Here is a 17817-nt window from a genome sequence, read left to right as displayed (position 1 = left end):
ACGCCAACCGACGGTCGAAACACAGGTTCAACCCGGCCTCGAGGTGCTCGGCCTGCCGCGCGCCACCTAGAGCACGGCCAGCGCCGGGGCCGTTGTAGTTGCCGTACGACTTGACATGTCAGACCGTCCATAGCGGAGCGGAGGCGGTCGTCCGCGTTATGACGGCGCAACCTTGCCTGCGACATCCGTCTGCAGCCACTTCTTGTCGATCTTTCCTACTGGCGTGGTTGGCAGAGTCGCGACCCACTCGAGACGTTCGGGCCATTTGAACTTGGCCAACGACAGCGATGCCAGATGCTCACGAACTTCGTCCATCGTCAGCGGCTCGCCGACCGCCACGAGGTATGCGCAGGCACGCTCGCCGAGACGTTCATCGGGCATGGCCACCACGGCCGCGGCGACGATAGCGGGATGACGCTGGAGCAGACCCTCGACCTCCTCAGCGCTGATCTTCTCCCCACCTCGGTTGATGAGGTCCTTCAGCCGGCCCTCGACCGAGATGCTGCGCTCGCCATCCATGTCTCGCACAGCTACAAGGTCACCCGTGCGATAGAAGCCATCGGACGTGAAAGCGGCTGCGTTGATTTCCGGGGCATCGAAGTAGCCCCGGATCGTGTAAGGGCCTCGGCACACGAGCTCGCCGACCGCACCCTCGGTGACCCCAATCTCGGTCCCGGGTTGCAAGACCCGGAACTCGTCGTACGCAGACATAGGCACGCCGACTGTTGTCATCCTGCTTTCTCGTGTCGAAGCGGGCGTCGACATGGTGAAGAAACCTTCCCCCATGCCGAACGTCTGACCGGCCCAGACTCCTTCGTCTTCGAACGCCTCAAAGACCCGCGTCGGGACCTTGGCACCTGAAAGCAGGACACGCCGCATCGACGCCATGGCATCACTGAAACCTGGATGATCGACCATCGTGAAGTGGCCGTGACCAATCAAGGCATCAGTCGCTCCCGCCCGGGCTAGGAGCGGCAGCGCCTGGTCGAGCACCGCCGTCGCCAGCACGAGCGTTCCTCCAACGCTGTGCACGGCGTGGAGTGCACACGAGATGCCAGCGTTGTGAATGATCGGGATGAGGTGCGCCGCGCGCGTCTCTTCGTTCCAGCCACTTGCTTCGGCGAAGGCGCGCCCGTTGTACCAATATTCGGCGTGGAACCGCGAGATGATCTTGGGGACTCCGGTGGTTCCGCCGGAGAGCTGGAAGCAGACGACGTCGTCCGGGTCGACCGCCTTCTGGATCCCGTCGACGCGCTGGCGGGCCACAACGGGATCGGCATCGGCAATGAGTTGCTCGACCCGCACGCCCGGCGAGTCGGGAGACGCCCCGATGGTCAGGACGTGCCGCAGCGTGGGGTGATTGACCTGCATCTCGTGCGCGAACGCGACGAGATCGAACTTTGAAGTCCCCGACTCAACGAGATGAGCGACCGCCTGCACCTTACGACTGATCGAGCCGATCTCGTGTGCCCGATGGGCCGCGAGCGTGCAAACAGGAATCAGGCCCGCCTTAAGGAGGCCGTACCACGCCACAACGGACGTCAGCCGGTTTGTCAGTTGCACGATGACGCGATCGCCAGGTTGGAGGCCCAAATCGACGAGTCCGGCCGCCAACAGATCCGAGCTTTCGTCGAGCTCAGCGAATGTCACCGCCCCCTCCTCGGCGACTACCGCGATGCGCGAGGGGTGCAGCTGAGCCACGCGATGGAATTCCGCTCCAATCGGGACGTCGCCCCAAAGGCCCGCGTCGCGGTAGCGCTCGACGAAGTCGTCCGGATAGCCGATAACCTTTTCGCCCCAATCGATCACCGTCGGCCTCCTCGTTCATGAATATATCGATCCTCGACCGCTGATGACACAGATGGACGACGGCGGTGCCTGAAAATGAACGTCATCGTAGACTTCACCGAAATGTCCTCTCCTCGCTGAACTGCTGGAGCTACCAGGCGAGTTCGCCGTTTTCGTCCTGAAGTGTTCCCGTCGGGCCGTCGGAGCCGAGCGTGGCCAGACGGACCACCACACTGGCGCTCTCCTGCACTGGTCGCCCGATTCCGAACGCGGCGGTCATGTCGGTGGCAGTCGTACCCGGCTCCAGGGCGTTGAACTTGATGTCGGGATGGGTCTTGGCGTACTGCACGGTCAACATGGTGGCTGCCGCCTTCGACGCCGCGTACAAGGCCAAGGGCATTGAGGACTCGGGCCGGTCAGGGTTGTTGACCGCCCAGAAGGACCCCATGCTGCTGGAGACAGTGACGACGTTGGGATTGGACGACTTGCGCAACAACGGCAGCGCCGCCTCAGTGACACGCACCATCCCGACCGCGTTGGTGTCGAACGATCGCAGTGCGGCAGGGCCGTCCAGGCCGGTCTCCAGGATGCCGGCGTTGTGCACCAAGACGTCCAGTCGGCCGGCGGCGGCGTCGATCGTGGCCAGCGCGTTGCTTACCGAAGCTTCGTCCGTCACATCAAGCTGGACGAACCGCGCTCCCAGCTCGGCTGCGGCACTCTCACCCCGCTCGACATCGCGGGCGCCGATGTAGACATCGTGCCCCAACTCCACGAGCTGCTTGGCTGTCTCGAACCCGATGCCCTTGTTCGCTCCACTGATCAGTGTGACGGTCATGCTGTCCTCTCGAAGTGCTTTGTTGATTGATAACTCGGGCGAGCGCCGTTCAACGCCACGCACGTTCACGGGACCAGCAGCAGCTTGCCCGTCGTGGTCCGGGACTCGATGTCGGCGTGGGCCTTCGCTGCGTCGACCAGCGGGTAGCGGCCCCCGACCCGGACAGTCAACTCACCCTTCTCTACGAGGGTGAAAAGGTCGTCAGCGCGTGCCCTGAACTCTTCCGGCGTGCGGATGTGATCCTCGACCCGCCCATAGGTCAGCCGTGTGCTGCGCGGGATGTCGGTCATCGCGATCGTGGGCACGCCGCCGGGAATGAGGGGCCCGTAGAAGACCAGCGAGCCATGCGTGCGCAGTACCTCCAACGACGCCGCGAACGTCGCCGCACCGCCGCCGTCGAACACCGCATGCACGCCCTCGCCATTCGTCAACTCCTTGACCTCTTCTACGAACTCTGCGCCAGTCGAGACGAGGACGTGGTCCGCGCCGGCCTCAGTCGCCAGCTGGACCTTCTCGGGCCGCGAGACCAAGCCGATGACAGTGCCGCCCCGAGCCTTGACGATCTGGGTGATGAGCATGCCGACCCCGCCGGCGGCGGCATGGACGAGCACGGTGTCCCCGGCCTGTGTCGCGTGGCAAACTGTGGCGAAATGGTGGGCAGAGATCCCCTGCGCCAACAAGGCGCCGGCTGTCTCGTCGTCGACAGAATCCGGTACGGCAACGACGTCGCGGACCGGCACCACAATCTGTTCCGCGTAGCTGCCCTGTGTCTCGATTGCCAGCCATGCAACCCGATCACCAGGAGCGAACTCGTCGACACCGTCGCCGGCCTCGACGACCACACCAGAGCCTTCGGTACCCGGGACATCGACCAAGGCATTCCGACGGATCGCGGTGTCGAAGAAGTTCACCCCTGCGACCCTGACATCGACCAGGACTTCTCCGTGGCCTGGCTGCCGCGTCGGCCGTTCCCTGAGGGTGAGCACCTCGGGTCCACCACTCTCATCGATGGTCTTGTCAATCACGATTGCTCTCATGCGGCAATCTCCTCGCATTCGTCGTCATGGCATGTGGATCTGAACGCAGCCCGTCAGCGCGGTGTCTTCGCCTGCGCGGAGGGTGACCGTGGGTGGCTTGCGCCCTTACGGAAGCGTGACTTCCTTCACCGCGACCGGGTCGGCGTAATAGACGTTGAACTCACGGATCAGCTCGTCCTCGATGATGAGGAAGTGCGCGACCTTCGTGTCCAGGGGCTTTCCGGTACTTCGAGCCGTCGCCTTCATCCGCATGGTGATCGCGATGCCAGTCTCGCCGGAGAAGTAGCCCAACTCGCTCAGATCGAGCGTTGACCAGGTCTCCGCGAACACCACGAAGAATCGCTCGAGAGCCTCCACACCATGCCACTCCCCCGGGTACGGCACAGTCGGGCCGTGGCGGACCACCAACTCGGGATGGAAGAAGGACGCGACCTCACTGAAATCCGCTCCAGCCTTCTGCCCGCCGGCATTGATGTAGCGCTGTTCTGCGTCGTAGAACGCATTGAGGATGTCGAAATGTCCACCGGTCGGCGGGGCGTCGCTGCTCGTCGCAGTCATGAGGACTCCTGTGCTGTCTTGACGATGACCAATCCTGCGGTTTGCCGGATCAGTACAACTATGCCGACACATGTGTAGAAAAGTCAACACGTGCGTTCAGGGCTGGCGGCCGCTGACCCTGTTCCCTTCATTCTCGCAATCTGACGCTTGCGTCGAACTATTGACTCACTTACCTGCCCGTCTCTAGCATGCAATGAGAGCCCGGAGAGTGATGTCGATCATGGCGTCCGGGCTGAACTCCAGACGGAGTCCGATCGAGTTGCGAGGACTGACAATGAACCGATTCCCACTACCGACGCGCACCAGCTTCACCACCAGTTCCGAGGCGGTGTCACAGTGACCGGCCTCGGGCGCTTGGAGGGAAAGGTCGCCATAGTGACAGGGGCGGCCCGCGGCATGGGCGCCGCTGAGGCCGCCCTTTTCGTGGCCGAAGGTGCATTCGTAGTTCTGACCGACGTCAGCGACGACGAGGGGAAACTGCTAGCAGAGTCGCTGGGCGATCGTGCGGACTACGTTCACCACGATGTGGGCGACGAGACGTCGTGGGCCGAACTCATCAAGCATGTCGACGACACCCGTGGGGGCGTCGATGTCCTGATCAACAACGCGGGAATCTCCCGAGCAGGCACGCTTGAGCAACTCGACTGGGACGACTTCGACCTCATGGTTCGAGTCAACCAGCGAGGGGTGCTGCTGGGAATGCAGGCGGTGATCGAGCCTATGCGGCGGGCCGGTGCTGGCAGCATCGTCAACATCGCCTCGGCCGCGGCGCTACGTGGCGAACCGGAACTCATCGCATACACCGGAACGAAGTTTGCCGTGCGGGGGATGACCCAGGTTGCGGCTGCGGAGCTCGCCCCCCACAAGATCCGAGTAAATGTCGTCCACCCTGGTTGCATCGATACCCCGATGCATCAGCAGAACTCCCCTGAACGACAGGAATGGCTTGTCAACCGCATTCCACTCCGCCGTTTCGGCGAGTCGAAGGAGATCGCGGAGATGGCGCTGTTTCTTGCCTCCGATGCCTCTTCCTACATCACCGGCTCCGACTTCTCAGTCGACGGCGGGATCTTCCTCGAAGCTCGTTGATCGACGCCGTGGCCCCATGCGGCCTGTGAGTGCCGCATGGGGCCGCCAAATGGACAAAACCCGGCCCGGCCATCCGAGAGGACAGCATGAAGCGGGGTTCGTCCAGCCTGATGTAACGGACGAGGCTTCCCTCGCCGAGTCCATGCCGAGTTGCAATTTCTGTGCGGTGCTTGCGCGCAGAAGCGCCGAGCTCAGCGCAGAAACGCGCCGCCGTCGACGACCAGGACTTGGCCGGTGAGCGCTTCAGCTCCATCGGAAGCAAGGAAGGCTACGGCGTGGGCCGTGTCTGCGGGCACTAGGCGTCTTTTCAGCACTTGAGCAGCGACTACAGCTTCAATCGCACCCTCTTCGACGACAGCTCGGGCCAACGGAGTGTCAGTGAGACCGGGTGCCACCGCGGTCACCGCGATGCCATCACCGCCGAAGGTCACTGCGAGCGTCCTCATGAGGCCGTGCAACGCCGCCTTGCTCGTCACGTAGGGAAGGAAGTCGCCGTTGGGCGGTCCCCATTGCCCGTCCGACGAAATCAGGATGATGCGGCCGAACTGACGTTCGACCATTCCCGGCGCGAAGGCCTGAGCCAACCACAGCGACGATTCGACATTGACCGCCATCAGATCACGCCACCGGGTCAGGTCGAGGTCCTCTAGGGGCATCGCGTCGAAGGCGCCAGCGCAATGAACCAGGACGTCACAGCGACCATGTTGTGCCAGCACCGCGGCAGCCGCTTGCTTGGTTGACTGCTCAGATGTCAGGTCGCAACGGACATCTCCCGTGCGGTCGAGAACGACGGTCTGATGGCCAGACGCCTGAAGCGCTGACACGATCGCCGATCCGATCGCGCCTGCACCCCCAGTGACGACTGCTACTCGCTGCTGCTCTGCCATTCCTGTGCCCTTCTCGATGGTGTGGTGTGTCATTGGTCAGAGTGGGGCCACGGAAATCATCTCCGTGGCCCCACTGTGGTCAGTTCCAGTCAGGCGTGAACTCGTCGACGTTCTCGAGGGTGATCTGATCGGCGGTGATATACGTGTTCTTCTCCACTGATTCGCCCTTGAGCGACTTCACCAGATACTCGATCGCGTACTCGCCGTCGTCCGTGGCGGACTGACGCACCGTCCCGTAGAGGACGCCGTCCTTGATCGCCTTCTGGCCGTCGTTCGAGAACCCGGTTCCGACGATGCGGATGTCCTTCGGATCCCTGCCGGCCTTCGTCAACGCTTTCGCCGCGCCCAGAGCTTCGAAGTCAGCCATGGCATAGATGCCGTCGACCTGGTCGCCGTATTTCGTGAGCATGGACGTCGTGACGCTGATGGACTTGGCGACGTCCCAATCGGCCGGCTGCGAGTCGAGGACCTTCATGTCCGGTGCGATCTCCTTCAGCTTCTCCCTGAACCCGCCTTCGCGGTCGGCGCAGACCTGGAGGCCAGCCGGACCGCCGACGATGACGACATTTCCCTTGTTGCCGAGCGCCTTAGCCATGATCTCCGCCGCGACCTCGCCTTGCTCCTTGTTCGGCGGTCCCGTGTAGAGGACGGTCTTCTTCGCAAGGTCGGGCGAGACTTCACTGTTCGAGATCGAGATCGGGATCTTGAGCGCGTTTGCCTTCGCGATGATCGGCGCAGCAGCGTCGGCGGCGACGGGGCTCAAGACGACGGCGTCAGGCTTCTGTGCGAACAGTTCGTCAGCCTGTGACGACTGCGTCGACGCAGAGAGGTTCGCGTCGTACACCTTGACCTTCACCCCGAGTTCGGCCGCCTTCGCCTTGAACGCCTTCGAGTAGGCCGTCGAATACGGAGTGCCGGCGATCACAGGGAAGAGCAGGCCGACGAACATATCCTTGTCGCTTTTCGATCCGCCATCGCTGCCCGCCGAACCGCACGCGCTGAGGCCCAAGGCCAGCGCCAGCGCCACCGCGAGTCCCCGGGTCATTGTCTTGATGTGCATGTCAAGCACTCACTTTCTCGTGTTCTACCGCGGAACCATCTGTTCCTCGGTTGGTCCAATGCCGTCGAAGCGACCGCATCATCTGTGAGACGAGCGTGCGATCACTGACGATGGCGATCAGGAGAACGCTCCCGGTCACGATCGTCTGGACGCTCGCATCTGTGCCGCGGAACCCGAGACCCACGGCAAGAGCGGACATGGCTATGGCACCGAGCGCTGTGCCCAGCGCCGATCCCCGGCCACCGGTCAACAGGCACCCGCCGATGACGGCCGCGCTGACGCCCACAAGGAGGATGTCCTGTCCGGCGGTCGGATCGACCGTGCCGAGACTCATGGCGTCGAGGGCGCCGGCCAAGGCGGCAATCCCGCCGCACATCATGAACACCAGCAGCTTGCGTGCCTCGACATTGATGTCGACCGACCGCGCTGCCTCCGCATTGCCCCCGACAGCGAACATGTCGCGGCCCAAGCGGGTGCGACTCAAGAACCCTGCCGCCAGCAGCACGAGGACCCCGAACACCCAAACCTTCAGGGGATAGCCGAGATATTCGCGGCTCATCAGCGTGATCGCGTCAATCGAGTTCGACAGCGGCTTGGGCTCGGAGCCTGTGAACTGCAGGGCCAGCCCGCGCACCGCCAGCATCGTGCCGAGAGTCGCGATGAATGAGTTGACCCCCAGTCGGGAGACGAGCAGGCCGTTCACGACGCCGACGCCGACGCCGAAGGCCACCGCCACCAGCAACTGTGCTGCGAGCGGTCCTGGTGCGACCGCCATGACACCGCCGGCTGCGGCGCTGACCGATCCAACGCTGAGGTCAAGCTCGCCCTGGATGAAGACGAGCGTCAGCCCGATCGCGACCATCCCGCTGACCGCGGTGCGGGACAGGATCAGCGACGGGCTGCTGAGCGCGTCCGGGGCGAAGAGCGCGAGCCAGATCAGCACCAGCACCAGCAACACGACGGCGCGGGAGGCCGTCCCGCTCATCAGCTTGTTCACCGCGGTCATGTCAGATCCGTCCCTTCGTCGAGCGGCTCGCGAGCGTGTCGAGCACCACGGCGACGATCACGACAAGGCCCTTGGCGATGGTCTGGGTCTCGTAGGGCATGCCGGTCAGCGGCAGGATGTTGGACAGCACACCGACCAGCACCAAGCCCAAGGCCGTACGAGCGACGCTGACACGACCGCCGAAGAGGCTGTTCCCGCCGATGACGACTGCGGCCAGGGCATCGAACTCGTAGCCCGTCCCGATCGTCGAGTACGCCGTGTCCGAGTAGCCGGCCAGCAGGACGCCGGCGGCCCACGAGCCGATTGAGGCGGCGATGAAGCAGCCCACGATGGTGCGAGGCACGCGGATGCCTGCAATGTGGGCGAACCGGGGGTTCGAGCCCGCGAGCTTGACCCGGCGCCCGAAGCTGCCGTACGTGAGGAGAGCATGCGTCGCGACGAGAACGACGACCAGCAGCACGATCCCGATCGGGAAGACGCTGATCCGCCACGACCCGAACGACTGGAATCCCGCCGACTGCCCGCTGTAGTGGGCGCTCTTGGTGATGAGGGTCAAGATGCCGGCCCCGACCGTCGTGGTCGCCAGGGTCACGATGACAGGATTGCCCTTGAGCACTGCGACCGCGAGGCCGTTGACCGTGCCGAAGACCAGGCACAGGGCCAGTCCCGCAGCAAGCCCGGTGACGACCCCGTGATCCTGCAGCGCGATCGTGCAGACCGCTGCCATCCCGATCTGGGCGACGACCGAGAGGTCGACGAAGTTGCCGCTCGCGACTACGAACGTCATCCCTACGGCGACGAAACCGACGACGGCCATCGTGAAGAACAGGTTGCTGAGGTTGGCGCGCTCCGTGAAGTGCGGCACGAACAGGACCGACCCGATGATCAGCGCGATAGTAGGCGGCAAGACGCCGAGCGTGCGCAGTCGGTTGCGCTCCTTGGCTGACAGTTCCTTCGTCTCCGGCTCGGTGGACACCACCGTGCTCGCGGACACTTGCGACGTCATGCTGACTCCTCCTCGCGAAGGCCTGTGGCGAGACGCATGACCTGCGGCTCCGTCGCAGGACAGGGCAGCTCGCCTTCCACCACGCCGTCCTTCATGACCACGAGACGGTCCGCCAGGGACAACAGCTCGGGCAGGTCCGACGAGACGAACACGACCGTCGTGCCGTTGTCCGCGAGCTGGCGGACCAGGTCGTGGATCTCCTGCTTTGCCCCGACGTCGACGCCGCGCGTCGGCTCGTCGAGCAGTAGCAGGGTGGGCGACTCGGCCAGCCACTTGCCCAGCGCAACCTTCTGCTGGTTGCCGCCGCTGAGCTCCGACACGTCCTGTCCGAGGTTGCTCGTCTTGATCGCGAACTTCGCGGAGAGAGACTCGGCGAGCGCGCGGGCCCGGGCCGGGTGGACAGCGCCCCACCTGCTCAGCGCGGGCAGCGCACGGGCGATGAGGTTGTCCTCGACCGACACCGTCAGGGCCACTCCCTCTTCCCGTCGCTCCTCCGGGACGAAACCCACACCCTGCCGCAGCGCCGCGTGATAGGACTTCACGGCCTTGAGCTCGCCCGTGCTCCCGGCGATCAGGATCCGGCCCGACACGACAGGATCCAGACCGGCAATGAGTCGCAGGAGCTCGGTCCGACCCGCGCCGACCAGTCCTCCGATGCCGACGATCTCGCCCTGACGCACCGCCATGGACACGTTGTGAACGGTGTCGGACGAGGCGTTCAAGCAGCGAACGACGGTCTGGCCGTCGGGAACGGACCGCTTGACCCAGGACAGGTCGAGCTTGCGGCCGACCATCTCGGAGATCAAGTCCGCCTCCGAGGCCTCGGCCAAGCTCAAGATACTGACGAGGTGCCCGTCCCGCATCACGACGGCCCGGGAGCAGAGCGCAAAGATCTCGGGGATGCGGTGGGAGATGAACACGACCGCGGTCCCGGCCGCTGCGAGTCCGTTGAGCAGCTTCAAGAGGCGGTCAGTCTCGTCGAGAGTCAGCGCCGCTGTCGGCTCGTCGAGGATCAGGACGTCCGGCTCACGGGACAGCTCGCGAGCAATCTCGACGAACTGACGCGAGGCGACCGGCAGGTCGCGGACATAAGCCTGCGGGTCGATGTCACTGCCCACGCGCTCCAGCGCCGCCCGGGCACCGGCTCGCATGGCCTTGCGGGAGATCAGGCCACCCCGGACCGGGAGGCGACCGAGCGCCAGATTCTCCGCAACAGTCATGTCCGGTACGAGGGCGAGCTCCTGGTGGACCAGGCCGATCGACGCGCCGTCCTGGACGACCACCCGTCCCGAGTCCGGCTCGAGCCGGCCGGCGAGCATGTTCATGAGCGTCGACTTGCCGGCGCCGTTCTCACCGATGATGGCGAGCCGCTCCCCTGCCTGGATCGAGAAGGACACGTCCACCACCGCGCGGACGGCGCCGAAGGTCTTGCTGACCCTGTCCACCACGACGGGCGACTGCACGGCGCCGCGGCTGTCAACAGCGTTCATGAGCATGGTCCACCTCGGTTCATTCGATTCGTCGTGTTCGTCATATTTTTGACGTTATGGTGGAAGACTAGTCAGCGGCCGTGCGCGTGTCAAGGATCACATCGGGACGTTCCGCCTACCCGAGCCCGAGGTAGACGCATGAGTTCAGTCGGTCGGATGCGGAATCTTGAACGGCGCTAAAGCGCCGGCATCGACAGGGATGGTCGACCCCGTGATGTAGCGGGACTCGTCGGATGCGAGCCAGAGCACCGAGTGACTGATGTCCGCAGGCTCAACCCAGGGGACGTTCAGGATGTGCATCGCCGACATGACGCGCTCAACCTCTTCATCAGAAGCATCCGGGTCACCGGTCCACACCTTGCGGATCGCAGGGTTGCGGATCATCGGAGTGTTGACATTCGACGACGCGATGGCGTTGACACGGATGTCGAATGGTCCGAGCTCGATCGCGCACGCCTTCATCAGCCCGGTGACACCGTGCTTGGCCGCGACGTAGTGCGCCATGTTCGCCACGCCGACGAGGCCTGACGTCGACGAAATCAGGATGATCGACCCGCCGCGGCCAGCGGCGATCATGTGAGGGGAAACGGCGCGCACCGTGCGCCATGCGCTGGTCAGGAACCCATCGATCGTGTCGATGAAGTCCTTCTCGTCCATCTCGTACACCATGCCCGTCGAGACTGCCCCGCCGTTGGCAACGACGATGTCGATGTGACCCAGCTCGGCGACGCCGAGAGCCGCTACCTCATGCAGGCGTTCGAGATCGCGGATGTCGGCCTTCTCAAAGATGATCCGGCGACCGAGCGCCTCGACCGCCGCGACGGTTTCGTCGCGGTCCGCGAGCGAGGCCATCGAATAGGCCAGGCCCTCGATGTCCTCGAGGATGTCGATCGCGATGATGTCGGCGCCCTCCTCGGCCAGTCGGATGGCATGGGCTCGCCCTTGGCCGCGACCGGCCCCGGTGATGAAAGCTACTTTTCCGTCGAGTCGACCCATGAACGATGCCTCCGATCCGTAGACAGATGCTGGTGGACAGGTTGCTCAGATCTGCGCGTAGCCGCCATCGACGAACCACTCGGCGCCGTTGACGTACGTCGCGGCATCCGATGCCAGCAGCAGCGCGACCTCGGCGATCTCGTGAGCCTCTCCGAGCCGGCCGACCGGGATTGCTTCGGCAAACTGCCGGACGACCGCGTCCTGCTGGTCCTCGGGAACGGTGCCGAGAAGGCCGGGCGTGATGGTGGGTCCGGGGCTCAGGACGTTGACGCGGAAGCCGAGCTCCTTTGTGTTGCGGGCCCAACTGCGGGCGAAGTGGCGGAGCGCGATCTTGCTGGCGCCGTAGACTTCGAGCCCCGGGTCCGGGCGACGCGTCGTCGACGACCCGATGAGGATCACCGACGAACCCCGCGACAGCAGTGACATGGCCTTCTGCACGCCGAAGACGACGCTCTTGACGTTGACCGAGAAGGTGTTGTCGAAGTGTTCTTCGGTGATCTCGCCGAGAGGCGCGATCGCGCCACCCCCGGCGTTGGCGACGAGGATGTCGATCCGGCCGGCCTGCTCCCGCACCATGTCATAAAGGGCGTCGATCTCGGCGAGGTCGCTCACATCGCAGCGGACCGCGGTGAGCATCGGACCGACCGCGTCCGCGACAGCGTCGAGCTGCTCCTGACGGCGACCGGTCACGAAGACGCGGGCGCCCTCGGCCGCGAAACGGGTCGCGATGGCCAGGCCGATGCCGGACGTCCCGCCCGTGACGACGGCAACCTTACCTTCGAGCTGGCGGCCCATGACATACCTCGATCTACGATTTAGTGGAATAACTGACTAGATCGTTGACGGTACACGTAGCAGGGATTGGGTTGTCAACCACCGTCATGCCCTGCAGAACGCGCGACGTTTCAAGGAACCGTCACGTCGAGGACCTGCACCGGGTCGAGGTAGAAGATGTTGAACTCGCGGATAAGCCCGTCATCGAAGATAAAGAAGTGCGCGACCTGGGTGTCGAATCTCCGTGCCGATCGCCCGCGACGTGGCCTGCATCCTCATGCTCACGGCGAGAGCGCCGCGGTGGGTCCTCTGGCGCCCCGGCCACAGCTCCTCCTGGCTCGTCGTCACTCATTTCTCAGTCGACCGTACGGTCGAAGATCTGCTGGTTACCGGTCTGCCAGTGCTCGACCTGACGAACCTTGTCGATTCGCCACGTGTCGCCGTCACGGATGAAGTGGTGCTCGTAGTAGCCGACCTGTTGCTGAAACTCCCCGTCAGCCATTCCCCTCAGGAAGTGGGTCGCGTTCAACGTGGACCATGCCACCGCCTCATCGCCTTCGATCGAGATCTGGTGGTTGGCGCTGAGATGCTGGGTCGCGGTGTAGGACTCGAAGACCTTCCGGAGTCTCTGCAGGAAGTCGGGCAGCGCCCATCTGACCCACCCCTTCGTCCGGATGACATTGAGGTCGATCTCGTCCGCGAAGCACGACGCGAAGTCATCCCACCGATGCCGATCGATGCTCACCGCGTACCTGTTGAGCACGTCGATGATCGCCAGCCGATCCTCGAGCGCGTTAAGCCGGTCCTCAAGGGATTTGTCACTCACGTTCAACACCTCCGCCATTGTTTGAAGAATCCATCACCAGCGTGCTGCCAGCGGACGCCAACCGCCACCTCCAACGGGAGTTGCCACCGCTTACGAGTCCGCCGAACCGAACCTTTGTCCGAGCCAGGCTCGCACGCGCTGAGCCGCGAGCTCGGCCCCCGTCGGGCCGTCCGGCCGCAGGGGACCGCCGAAATGGGTGCCGTCGACCGCCTCGACAGTGAGGTCGTCCGCGCCGAGCGCTGCGCCCATCGCCGCGATGTCGGTGGGGAATGATGCCTGATCGCCCGTGAACTCCAGAAGAAGAGTAGGCACCGTCACGCCAGGGGCGCAGCGCAGGAAGTCCGCGTTCGTCGTCGTGGCCGACCATGTCGACAGCCACGCCTCCGCGGTGGAGATCCGGCCGAACCCTACAAGGCCGTAGTTCGTGAGATCGGGTCGTCGCCCGAACAGCGACCCGTACGGCCGCTGGTTCGGGTCGAGGGACAGGTCGACGTTGCGGAGATCCGCGTCGGTCCGGTTGACCACGACCAGACGAGGCGCCAGTGCGCGGCGTCGGTCGACTGAATCCCCGCCCTGCTTGAACGCCCGGTTCGCCGCCTGCCCCTCTTCGACAAGACGCATGGCGACCTCGTCGATCCGGCGGATGCGGGCGACCTGAGCCTTCCGGTACGCCTCGATGAACTCGGGCAGGTAGGAGCTCGACACGCCGGGCTCAGCGAACCCGTTGCGCGGGTCGAAGGGGTCCAGCTCTGGATCGATCGACAACGGGTCACGCTCGTCGATGACCGACGGATCGATGACTCGCTGGAGCAGCGCGCCCTGCCCAGGATGCGGTGCCAGGAAGATCACAGCATCGGGCAAAGGCATTGCCGCCTCCGCCAGCGACACCGGCCGTCCGGACGGAGCGGTAGAGAGGCGCTCCGAGGGTCGCCGCCCGGCTTGCTCGCAGTAGAACGCCGTGAGCGTCCCACCGCCGGAGTGACCCAGGATGACGACCTGCTCGAATCCCGCGTCGCGGAGGAACACCTGACCAGCGGCAAGATCGATGATCGCCTGCTCGTGCAGCAGGTTGAGGTCATTGTTGGGTGATCGCGAACCCTGCGTCCAGACCGCGAGGCCGTCGGCCAGCAGATGCGGTACGAGAGCGTGATGCGTGACGTCTTGACGCGGATGCATGATCGTGACCACAGTCTCCGCACCCGCCGGCCTTCGGAGCACACCCGTGACCTTGGCTCCATCGACAGTGGTGAGCTCGTGCACCGAGGTTGGAGTTGCGTCGAGGGTCGCGGTGTCGCCGACCTCCACGTATCGGCCGGCGCCGAGGCCAGCGCCCGCGACGCGGCTCATCGAGGCTCCAGCCGGAGTGCTTCCTGGTCCCACTGCGCGATGCGCCAGCCATCGAGGCCGCCGATCCAGCTGTACCAGACAGCATGGCGGGCCCCCGACGAACGGCGGTCGACCGAAACCGATCCTTCGGCAGTCACGACGAAGTATGGCCCAACCTTCTCCAATGACACCCCGGGTTGCTCGCGAGCGACCTCAAGGATCGACGTGTTCTCTGGGACGTCGAGGACGAACAACCGGTTGCTCATCGCTGGACTGGACCCTCCGGGCTCGCGATCAGCCCGTCCCGCACCAGCTGCCGACCCACGCTGACAGGTGTGGCCGTGGCGTCCTGCCGAGCCTGGACAACTTGGGCCTCCTGCCAGCCCTCGGCCCGCTCAAGGATCAGCTCAGCCTTGCGAACCAGCAGGGAGTCCATCGACGCCCCCGGCTGCTGGACGATGTCAACCAGAGCGTCGATCGTGAGATTCGCGTCCAGGTCCTCCTGCGGCGTCACCGGTCGCAACGCGCGGGTGACCTCGAAGAAGTATCCGTTGGGGTCGTGCGTGTAGATCGACTCGATCGTCTCGTGCTGGATCTGCATCTCGACCGGCCAGTCGCTCGCATCGAGCCTCCGCCGGTACTCCATCAGGTGGTCCTCGGACTCGACGTGCAGCGCGATGTGCCGCGAGCGGACAAAGTACTCGGGCATGTCCAGATCGAACCGCGCGTACACGTCACCCTTACCTTGACTGACGTCCGGAGCGTCGAGTCCGAAGTAGTAGAAGAACGCGATGCGATCGTCGTTGCCGATGTCGAAGAAGAAGTGGATGAAGTCGGGATGATCCTCCGGACCCCATCCAGCAGCACAGATGGAGTGGACCACGGGGAACCCCAGGGTGTCCCGATAGAAACGCACGGTGGCGGCTGGGTCAAACGTCGGGAATGCCGCGTGATCCACACCTCGCACCAAGTGCTCGCTAGCAAGTTCGTTCATCGATCGTGCCTCCTCTTCCTCATGAGTTCGTGGCGTACGCCGGGTCCGCCACGTCAGCTCGCAGCAACGAACCGGCGCCCGGGATGTCAACCGATTGGCCGGTCGCGCGCAGGATGGAGTAGGCGCCCGCCGTGGCAGCGGACAGCACAGGGAGCCCGAACTCCTGCTCCGCCGGTTCGATCAGGTCGAGCGATGGCATCTGGACACAGGCCGAGACGATAAGTGCCTCAGCATCCGTAAGATCGAGGGATCGTGCCGCAGCAAGCACACGCTCGCCTGGAATGGATCCCACCGCGTGGTTGTCCTCGACCTCGAGGGCACGCCAGTCAACGACCTCCAGGCCCTCGGCCTCCAGATAGGCCACGACCAGCTCGGCGAGCGGCCGCATGTAAGGCGTCACCAGCGCGACCCGCGAGACGCCCAACGCACGAACGGCCTCGACGAGGGCGCCAGCACTCGAGCGCACCATCGCCTCCGACCCGCCAGTGGCGAGTTGCTCGGCGACAAGCCCTTCGACCCGCTGGTGCTCTCCCGGGCCCGCCGCCATCAGCGCCACGAGGCACCCGTAAAGGATGACGTCAGGGCGGGCATCTCCTAGCTCCAAGATGCAGCGCTCGCGCTGGGCGTTCATCGCGGCAAGCTGTTCTGGTGAGACCTTGGCCATCCGCATACGGCTCGCGTGAAACGAGAACCGAGCAGAAGCGTGCCGGCCGAGGATCGCGGGCATTTCAGTTTCAACGGTCGTGTTCGAGCTGGGAACGACCAAACCGATTCGGGTGAGAGACATGGAACCCCTTTCGTCAACCATGATTCGACACTGATGATGATTTGTCAACGTTATCGTAAGTGAGGTGCAACGCTTCGATCGGCAGCAGTCATCACTGACATTCATCGAAGGCGACAAGCATTGGATGACGCTTGCGTTTAATTATCGACCTGACTGTGCGATACACTTCCAGCTGTCCCCTACCGACGAAAGCGACGCAGCCATGGCATCGACCCGAACAACATTCCTGGAGGGCCGGCGAGCCCTCGTCACTGGCGCTTCGCGCGGGATTGGTGCGGCAATTGTGCGGCGACTCGCTGCCGATGGTGCGTCCGTGGCCTTTACCTACAACGCGTCATCCGTGGAAGCGGAGAAACTCCTCAATGAGGTGACCGAGGGAGGTGCCGCCGCTTCGGCAATCCAGGCTGACAGCGCCGATCCGGCTGCGATCGACTCTTCGGTTCAGCAGGCCGTGAGCTTTCTCGGCGGTCTCGACATCCTCGTCAACAACGCCGGTATCGGTCACATGGCGCCCATCGAAACTCTCCCGCAAGAGGTGTTCGACCGGATGATGGCCATCAACATCGTCGGCACCTACATGTTTGCCCGCAGCGCTGTCGTACATCTGGATAGCGGTTCGCGCATCATCAACATCGGCAGCATCAATGCCGATCGCGTCCAGGGTCCCGGGCTCGCGGCGTACGCGATGACGAAGGGTGCCGTGGCGTCATTCACCAGGGGTCTGGCACGGGAGCTCGGACCCCGCGGAATTACGGTGAACAACGTCCAGCCCGGACCAGTGGATACCGACGCCAACCCAGCGGCGGGCGATCACGCCGACGTGTCGCGAGCGATCATGGCGCTGGGCAAATACGGACACACAGACGACGTGGCCGCGGTTGTCAGCTTCCTGGCCAGCAGCGAATCTGGTTACATCACCGGCGCGAACTGGAACGTCGACGGCGGCTTCACCGTTTGATCTGTCGATGCGCGATTGGATCGCGCGTTAGATCACGCGATACTTCGCGGCCAACGACCGCACGGTGGCACACGGCCGCTCCTGACCGCACGTCATGCACACGGATTCCCCACTCAGAGATTCAGACGGTTCCCAGTGGGCCCCAGTCAACGCAAAGTCGACGGCGACCCGCAGCCGCTTCAGGTCCAGGTCCAGGTCCAGGTCAGACTGGCAGGCGCTGGCGAATTCGAGGCTTGCAGCCTTGACGCTCGGGTCAAGGTCGAACAGTCGCCTTTGGATCACTTCGAGCAAACGATGCGACAGGGGCACAGCAGACTGGTTGTCGGTCGCGCTCTGCTCCCCGTATGACATCTCTCGATGCTCCCGCGACTCTTGGCGTCACGCCCGCAACCGTCTCGTT

The 17817-nt window shown here is 64.3% G+C and carries 19 protein-coding genes; 2 read left to right on the top strand and 17 right to left on the bottom strand.

The annotated features are described in order from the left end of the window. Positions 1 to 156: 156 nt before the first annotated feature. The 4 genes from AC1DVU_RS05665 to AC1DVU_RS05650 all read right to left on the bottom strand — a co-directional run bounded on the left by AC1DVU_RS05665 (position 157) and on the right by AC1DVU_RS05650 (position 4218). A complete protein-coding gene (locus AC1DVU_RS05665) occupies positions 157 to 1809 on the bottom strand; it encodes a (2,3-dihydroxybenzoyl)adenylate synthase (protein WP_476921440.1) in 1653 nt (550 codons plus the stop codon). Positions 1810 to 1939: 130 nt separating this feature from the next. Beyond that, positions 1940 to 2692, bottom strand: coding sequence for an SDR family NAD(P)-dependent oxidoreductase (locus AC1DVU_RS05660; RefSeq protein ID WP_476921439.1), 753 nt, complete (start codon positions 2690 to 2692; stop codon positions 1940 to 1942). Next, entirely contained in the window at positions 2689 to 3660 is a 972-nt protein-coding gene (locus AC1DVU_RS05655) for a quinone oxidoreductase family protein (RefSeq protein WP_476921438.1), read from the bottom strand. The genes AC1DVU_RS05660 and AC1DVU_RS05655 overlap by 4 nt, the downstream gene beginning before the upstream one ends. Before the next feature lie 105 nt (positions 3661 to 3765). Next, on the bottom strand, positions 3766 to 4218 hold the full coding sequence (locus AC1DVU_RS05650; RefSeq protein WP_476921437.1) for a nuclear transport factor 2 family protein: 453 nt from the start codon (positions 4216 to 4218) through the stop codon (positions 3766 to 3768). A 336-nt stretch (positions 4219 to 4554) separates the two neighbouring features. On the opposite strand from AC1DVU_RS05650, the gene AC1DVU_RS05645 reads away from it, so the two are divergent. Further along, positions 4555 to 5307, top strand: a complete 753-nt coding sequence (locus AC1DVU_RS05645; RefSeq protein WP_476921436.1) for an SDR family NAD(P)-dependent oxidoreductase — start codon at positions 4555 to 4557, stop codon at positions 5305 to 5307. 191 nt (positions 5308 to 5498) lie between these two features. On the opposite strand, the gene AC1DVU_RS05640 is transcribed toward AC1DVU_RS05645, so the two are convergent. The 12 genes from AC1DVU_RS05640 to AC1DVU_RS05585 form a co-directional block, all read right to left on the bottom strand. Further along, positions 5499 to 6227 (bottom strand): SDR family NAD(P)-dependent oxidoreductase, encoded by a 729-nt coding sequence (locus AC1DVU_RS05640; RefSeq protein ID WP_476921435.1) that lies wholly within the window; start codon positions 6225 to 6227, stop codon positions 5499 to 5501. Between the two features lie 46 nt (positions 6228 to 6273). Then, complete coding sequence (locus tag AC1DVU_RS05635; RefSeq protein WP_476921434.1) at positions 6274 to 7221, bottom strand: sugar ABC transporter substrate-binding protein; 948 nt, start codon at positions 7219 to 7221, stop codon at positions 6274 to 6276. Positions 7222 to 7255: 34 nt separating this feature from the next. Continuing rightward, positions 7256 to 8260 carry an ABC transporter permease gene (locus AC1DVU_RS05630; RefSeq protein ID WP_476921433.1) on the bottom strand — a complete coding sequence of 335 codons (1005 nt, stop codon included), beginning with the start codon at positions 8258 to 8260 and terminating at the stop codon, positions 7256 to 7258. A 1-nt stretch (position 8261) separates the two neighbouring features. Beyond that, the gene (locus tag AC1DVU_RS05625) at positions 8262 to 9266 is read right to left on the bottom strand and encodes an ABC transporter permease (protein ID WP_476921432.1); all 1005 of its coding nucleotides are present in this window, start codon (positions 9264 to 9266) and stop codon (positions 8262 to 8264) included. Continuing rightward, the gene (locus tag AC1DVU_RS05620) at positions 9263 to 10756 is read right to left on the bottom strand and encodes a sugar ABC transporter ATP-binding protein (protein WP_476921431.1); all 1494 of its coding nucleotides are present in this window, start codon (positions 10754 to 10756) and stop codon (positions 9263 to 9265) included. The genes AC1DVU_RS05625 and AC1DVU_RS05620 overlap by 4 nt, the downstream gene beginning before the upstream one ends. Positions 10757 to 10900: 144 nt before the next feature. Further along, positions 10901 to 11752, bottom strand: coding sequence for a mycofactocin-coupled SDR family oxidoreductase (locus AC1DVU_RS05615; protein WP_476921430.1), 852 nt, complete (start codon positions 11750 to 11752; stop codon positions 10901 to 10903). 45 nt (positions 11753 to 11797) lie between these two features. Continuing rightward, positions 11798 to 12547, bottom strand: a complete 750-nt coding sequence (locus tag AC1DVU_RS05610) for an SDR family NAD(P)-dependent oxidoreductase (protein WP_476921429.1) — start codon at positions 12545 to 12547, stop codon at positions 11798 to 11800. Between the two features lie 334 nt (positions 12548 to 12881). Continuing rightward, positions 12882 to 13352 (bottom strand): nuclear transport factor 2 family protein, encoded by a 471-nt coding sequence (locus AC1DVU_RS05605; RefSeq protein WP_476921428.1) that lies wholly within the window; start codon positions 13350 to 13352, stop codon positions 12882 to 12884. Between the two features lie 90 nt (positions 13353 to 13442). Then, entirely contained in the window at positions 13443 to 14699 is a 1257-nt protein-coding gene (locus AC1DVU_RS05600; RefSeq protein ID WP_476921427.1) for an alpha/beta fold hydrolase, read from the bottom strand. Beyond that, entirely contained in the window at positions 14696 to 14944 is a 249-nt protein-coding gene (locus AC1DVU_RS05595) for a hypothetical protein (protein WP_476921426.1), read from the bottom strand. The genes AC1DVU_RS05600 and AC1DVU_RS05595 overlap by 4 nt, the downstream gene beginning before the upstream one ends. Continuing rightward, positions 14941 to 15672: a VOC family protein gene (locus AC1DVU_RS05590; protein WP_476921425.1), complete on the bottom strand. Its 732-nt coding sequence runs from the start codon at positions 15670 to 15672 to the stop codon at positions 14941 to 14943. Before AC1DVU_RS05590 ends, AC1DVU_RS05595 begins: the two co-directional genes overlap by 4 nt. 19 nt (positions 15673 to 15691) lie before the next feature. Continuing rightward, positions 15692 to 16459, bottom strand: a complete 768-nt coding sequence (locus AC1DVU_RS05585; RefSeq protein WP_476921424.1) for a maleate cis-trans isomerase family protein — start codon at positions 16457 to 16459, stop codon at positions 15692 to 15694. Between the two features lie 64 nt (positions 16460 to 16523). Between AC1DVU_RS05585 and AC1DVU_RS05580 the strand changes: the two genes are divergently transcribed. Beyond that, positions 16524 to 17417: a 3-oxoacyl-ACP reductase family protein gene (locus AC1DVU_RS05580; RefSeq protein WP_476921423.1), complete on the top strand. Its 894-nt coding sequence runs from the start codon at positions 16524 to 16526 to the stop codon at positions 17415 to 17417. Positions 17418 to 17444: 27 nt separating this feature from the next. Here AC1DVU_RS05580 and AC1DVU_RS05575 read toward each other — a convergent pair whose 3' ends face one another. Further along, positions 17445 to 17768 carry a hypothetical protein gene (locus AC1DVU_RS05575; protein WP_476921422.1) on the bottom strand — a complete coding sequence of 108 codons (324 nt, stop codon included), beginning with the start codon at positions 17766 to 17768 and terminating at the stop codon, positions 17445 to 17447. Positions 17769 to 17817: the final 49 nt, after the last annotated feature.

This window comes from Aeromicrobium sp. P2_G6, from assembly GCF_056403535.1.
The sequence above is the reverse complement of the archived record's forward strand: the minus strand, read 5'-3'. Positions and strand labels throughout refer to the sequence as shown.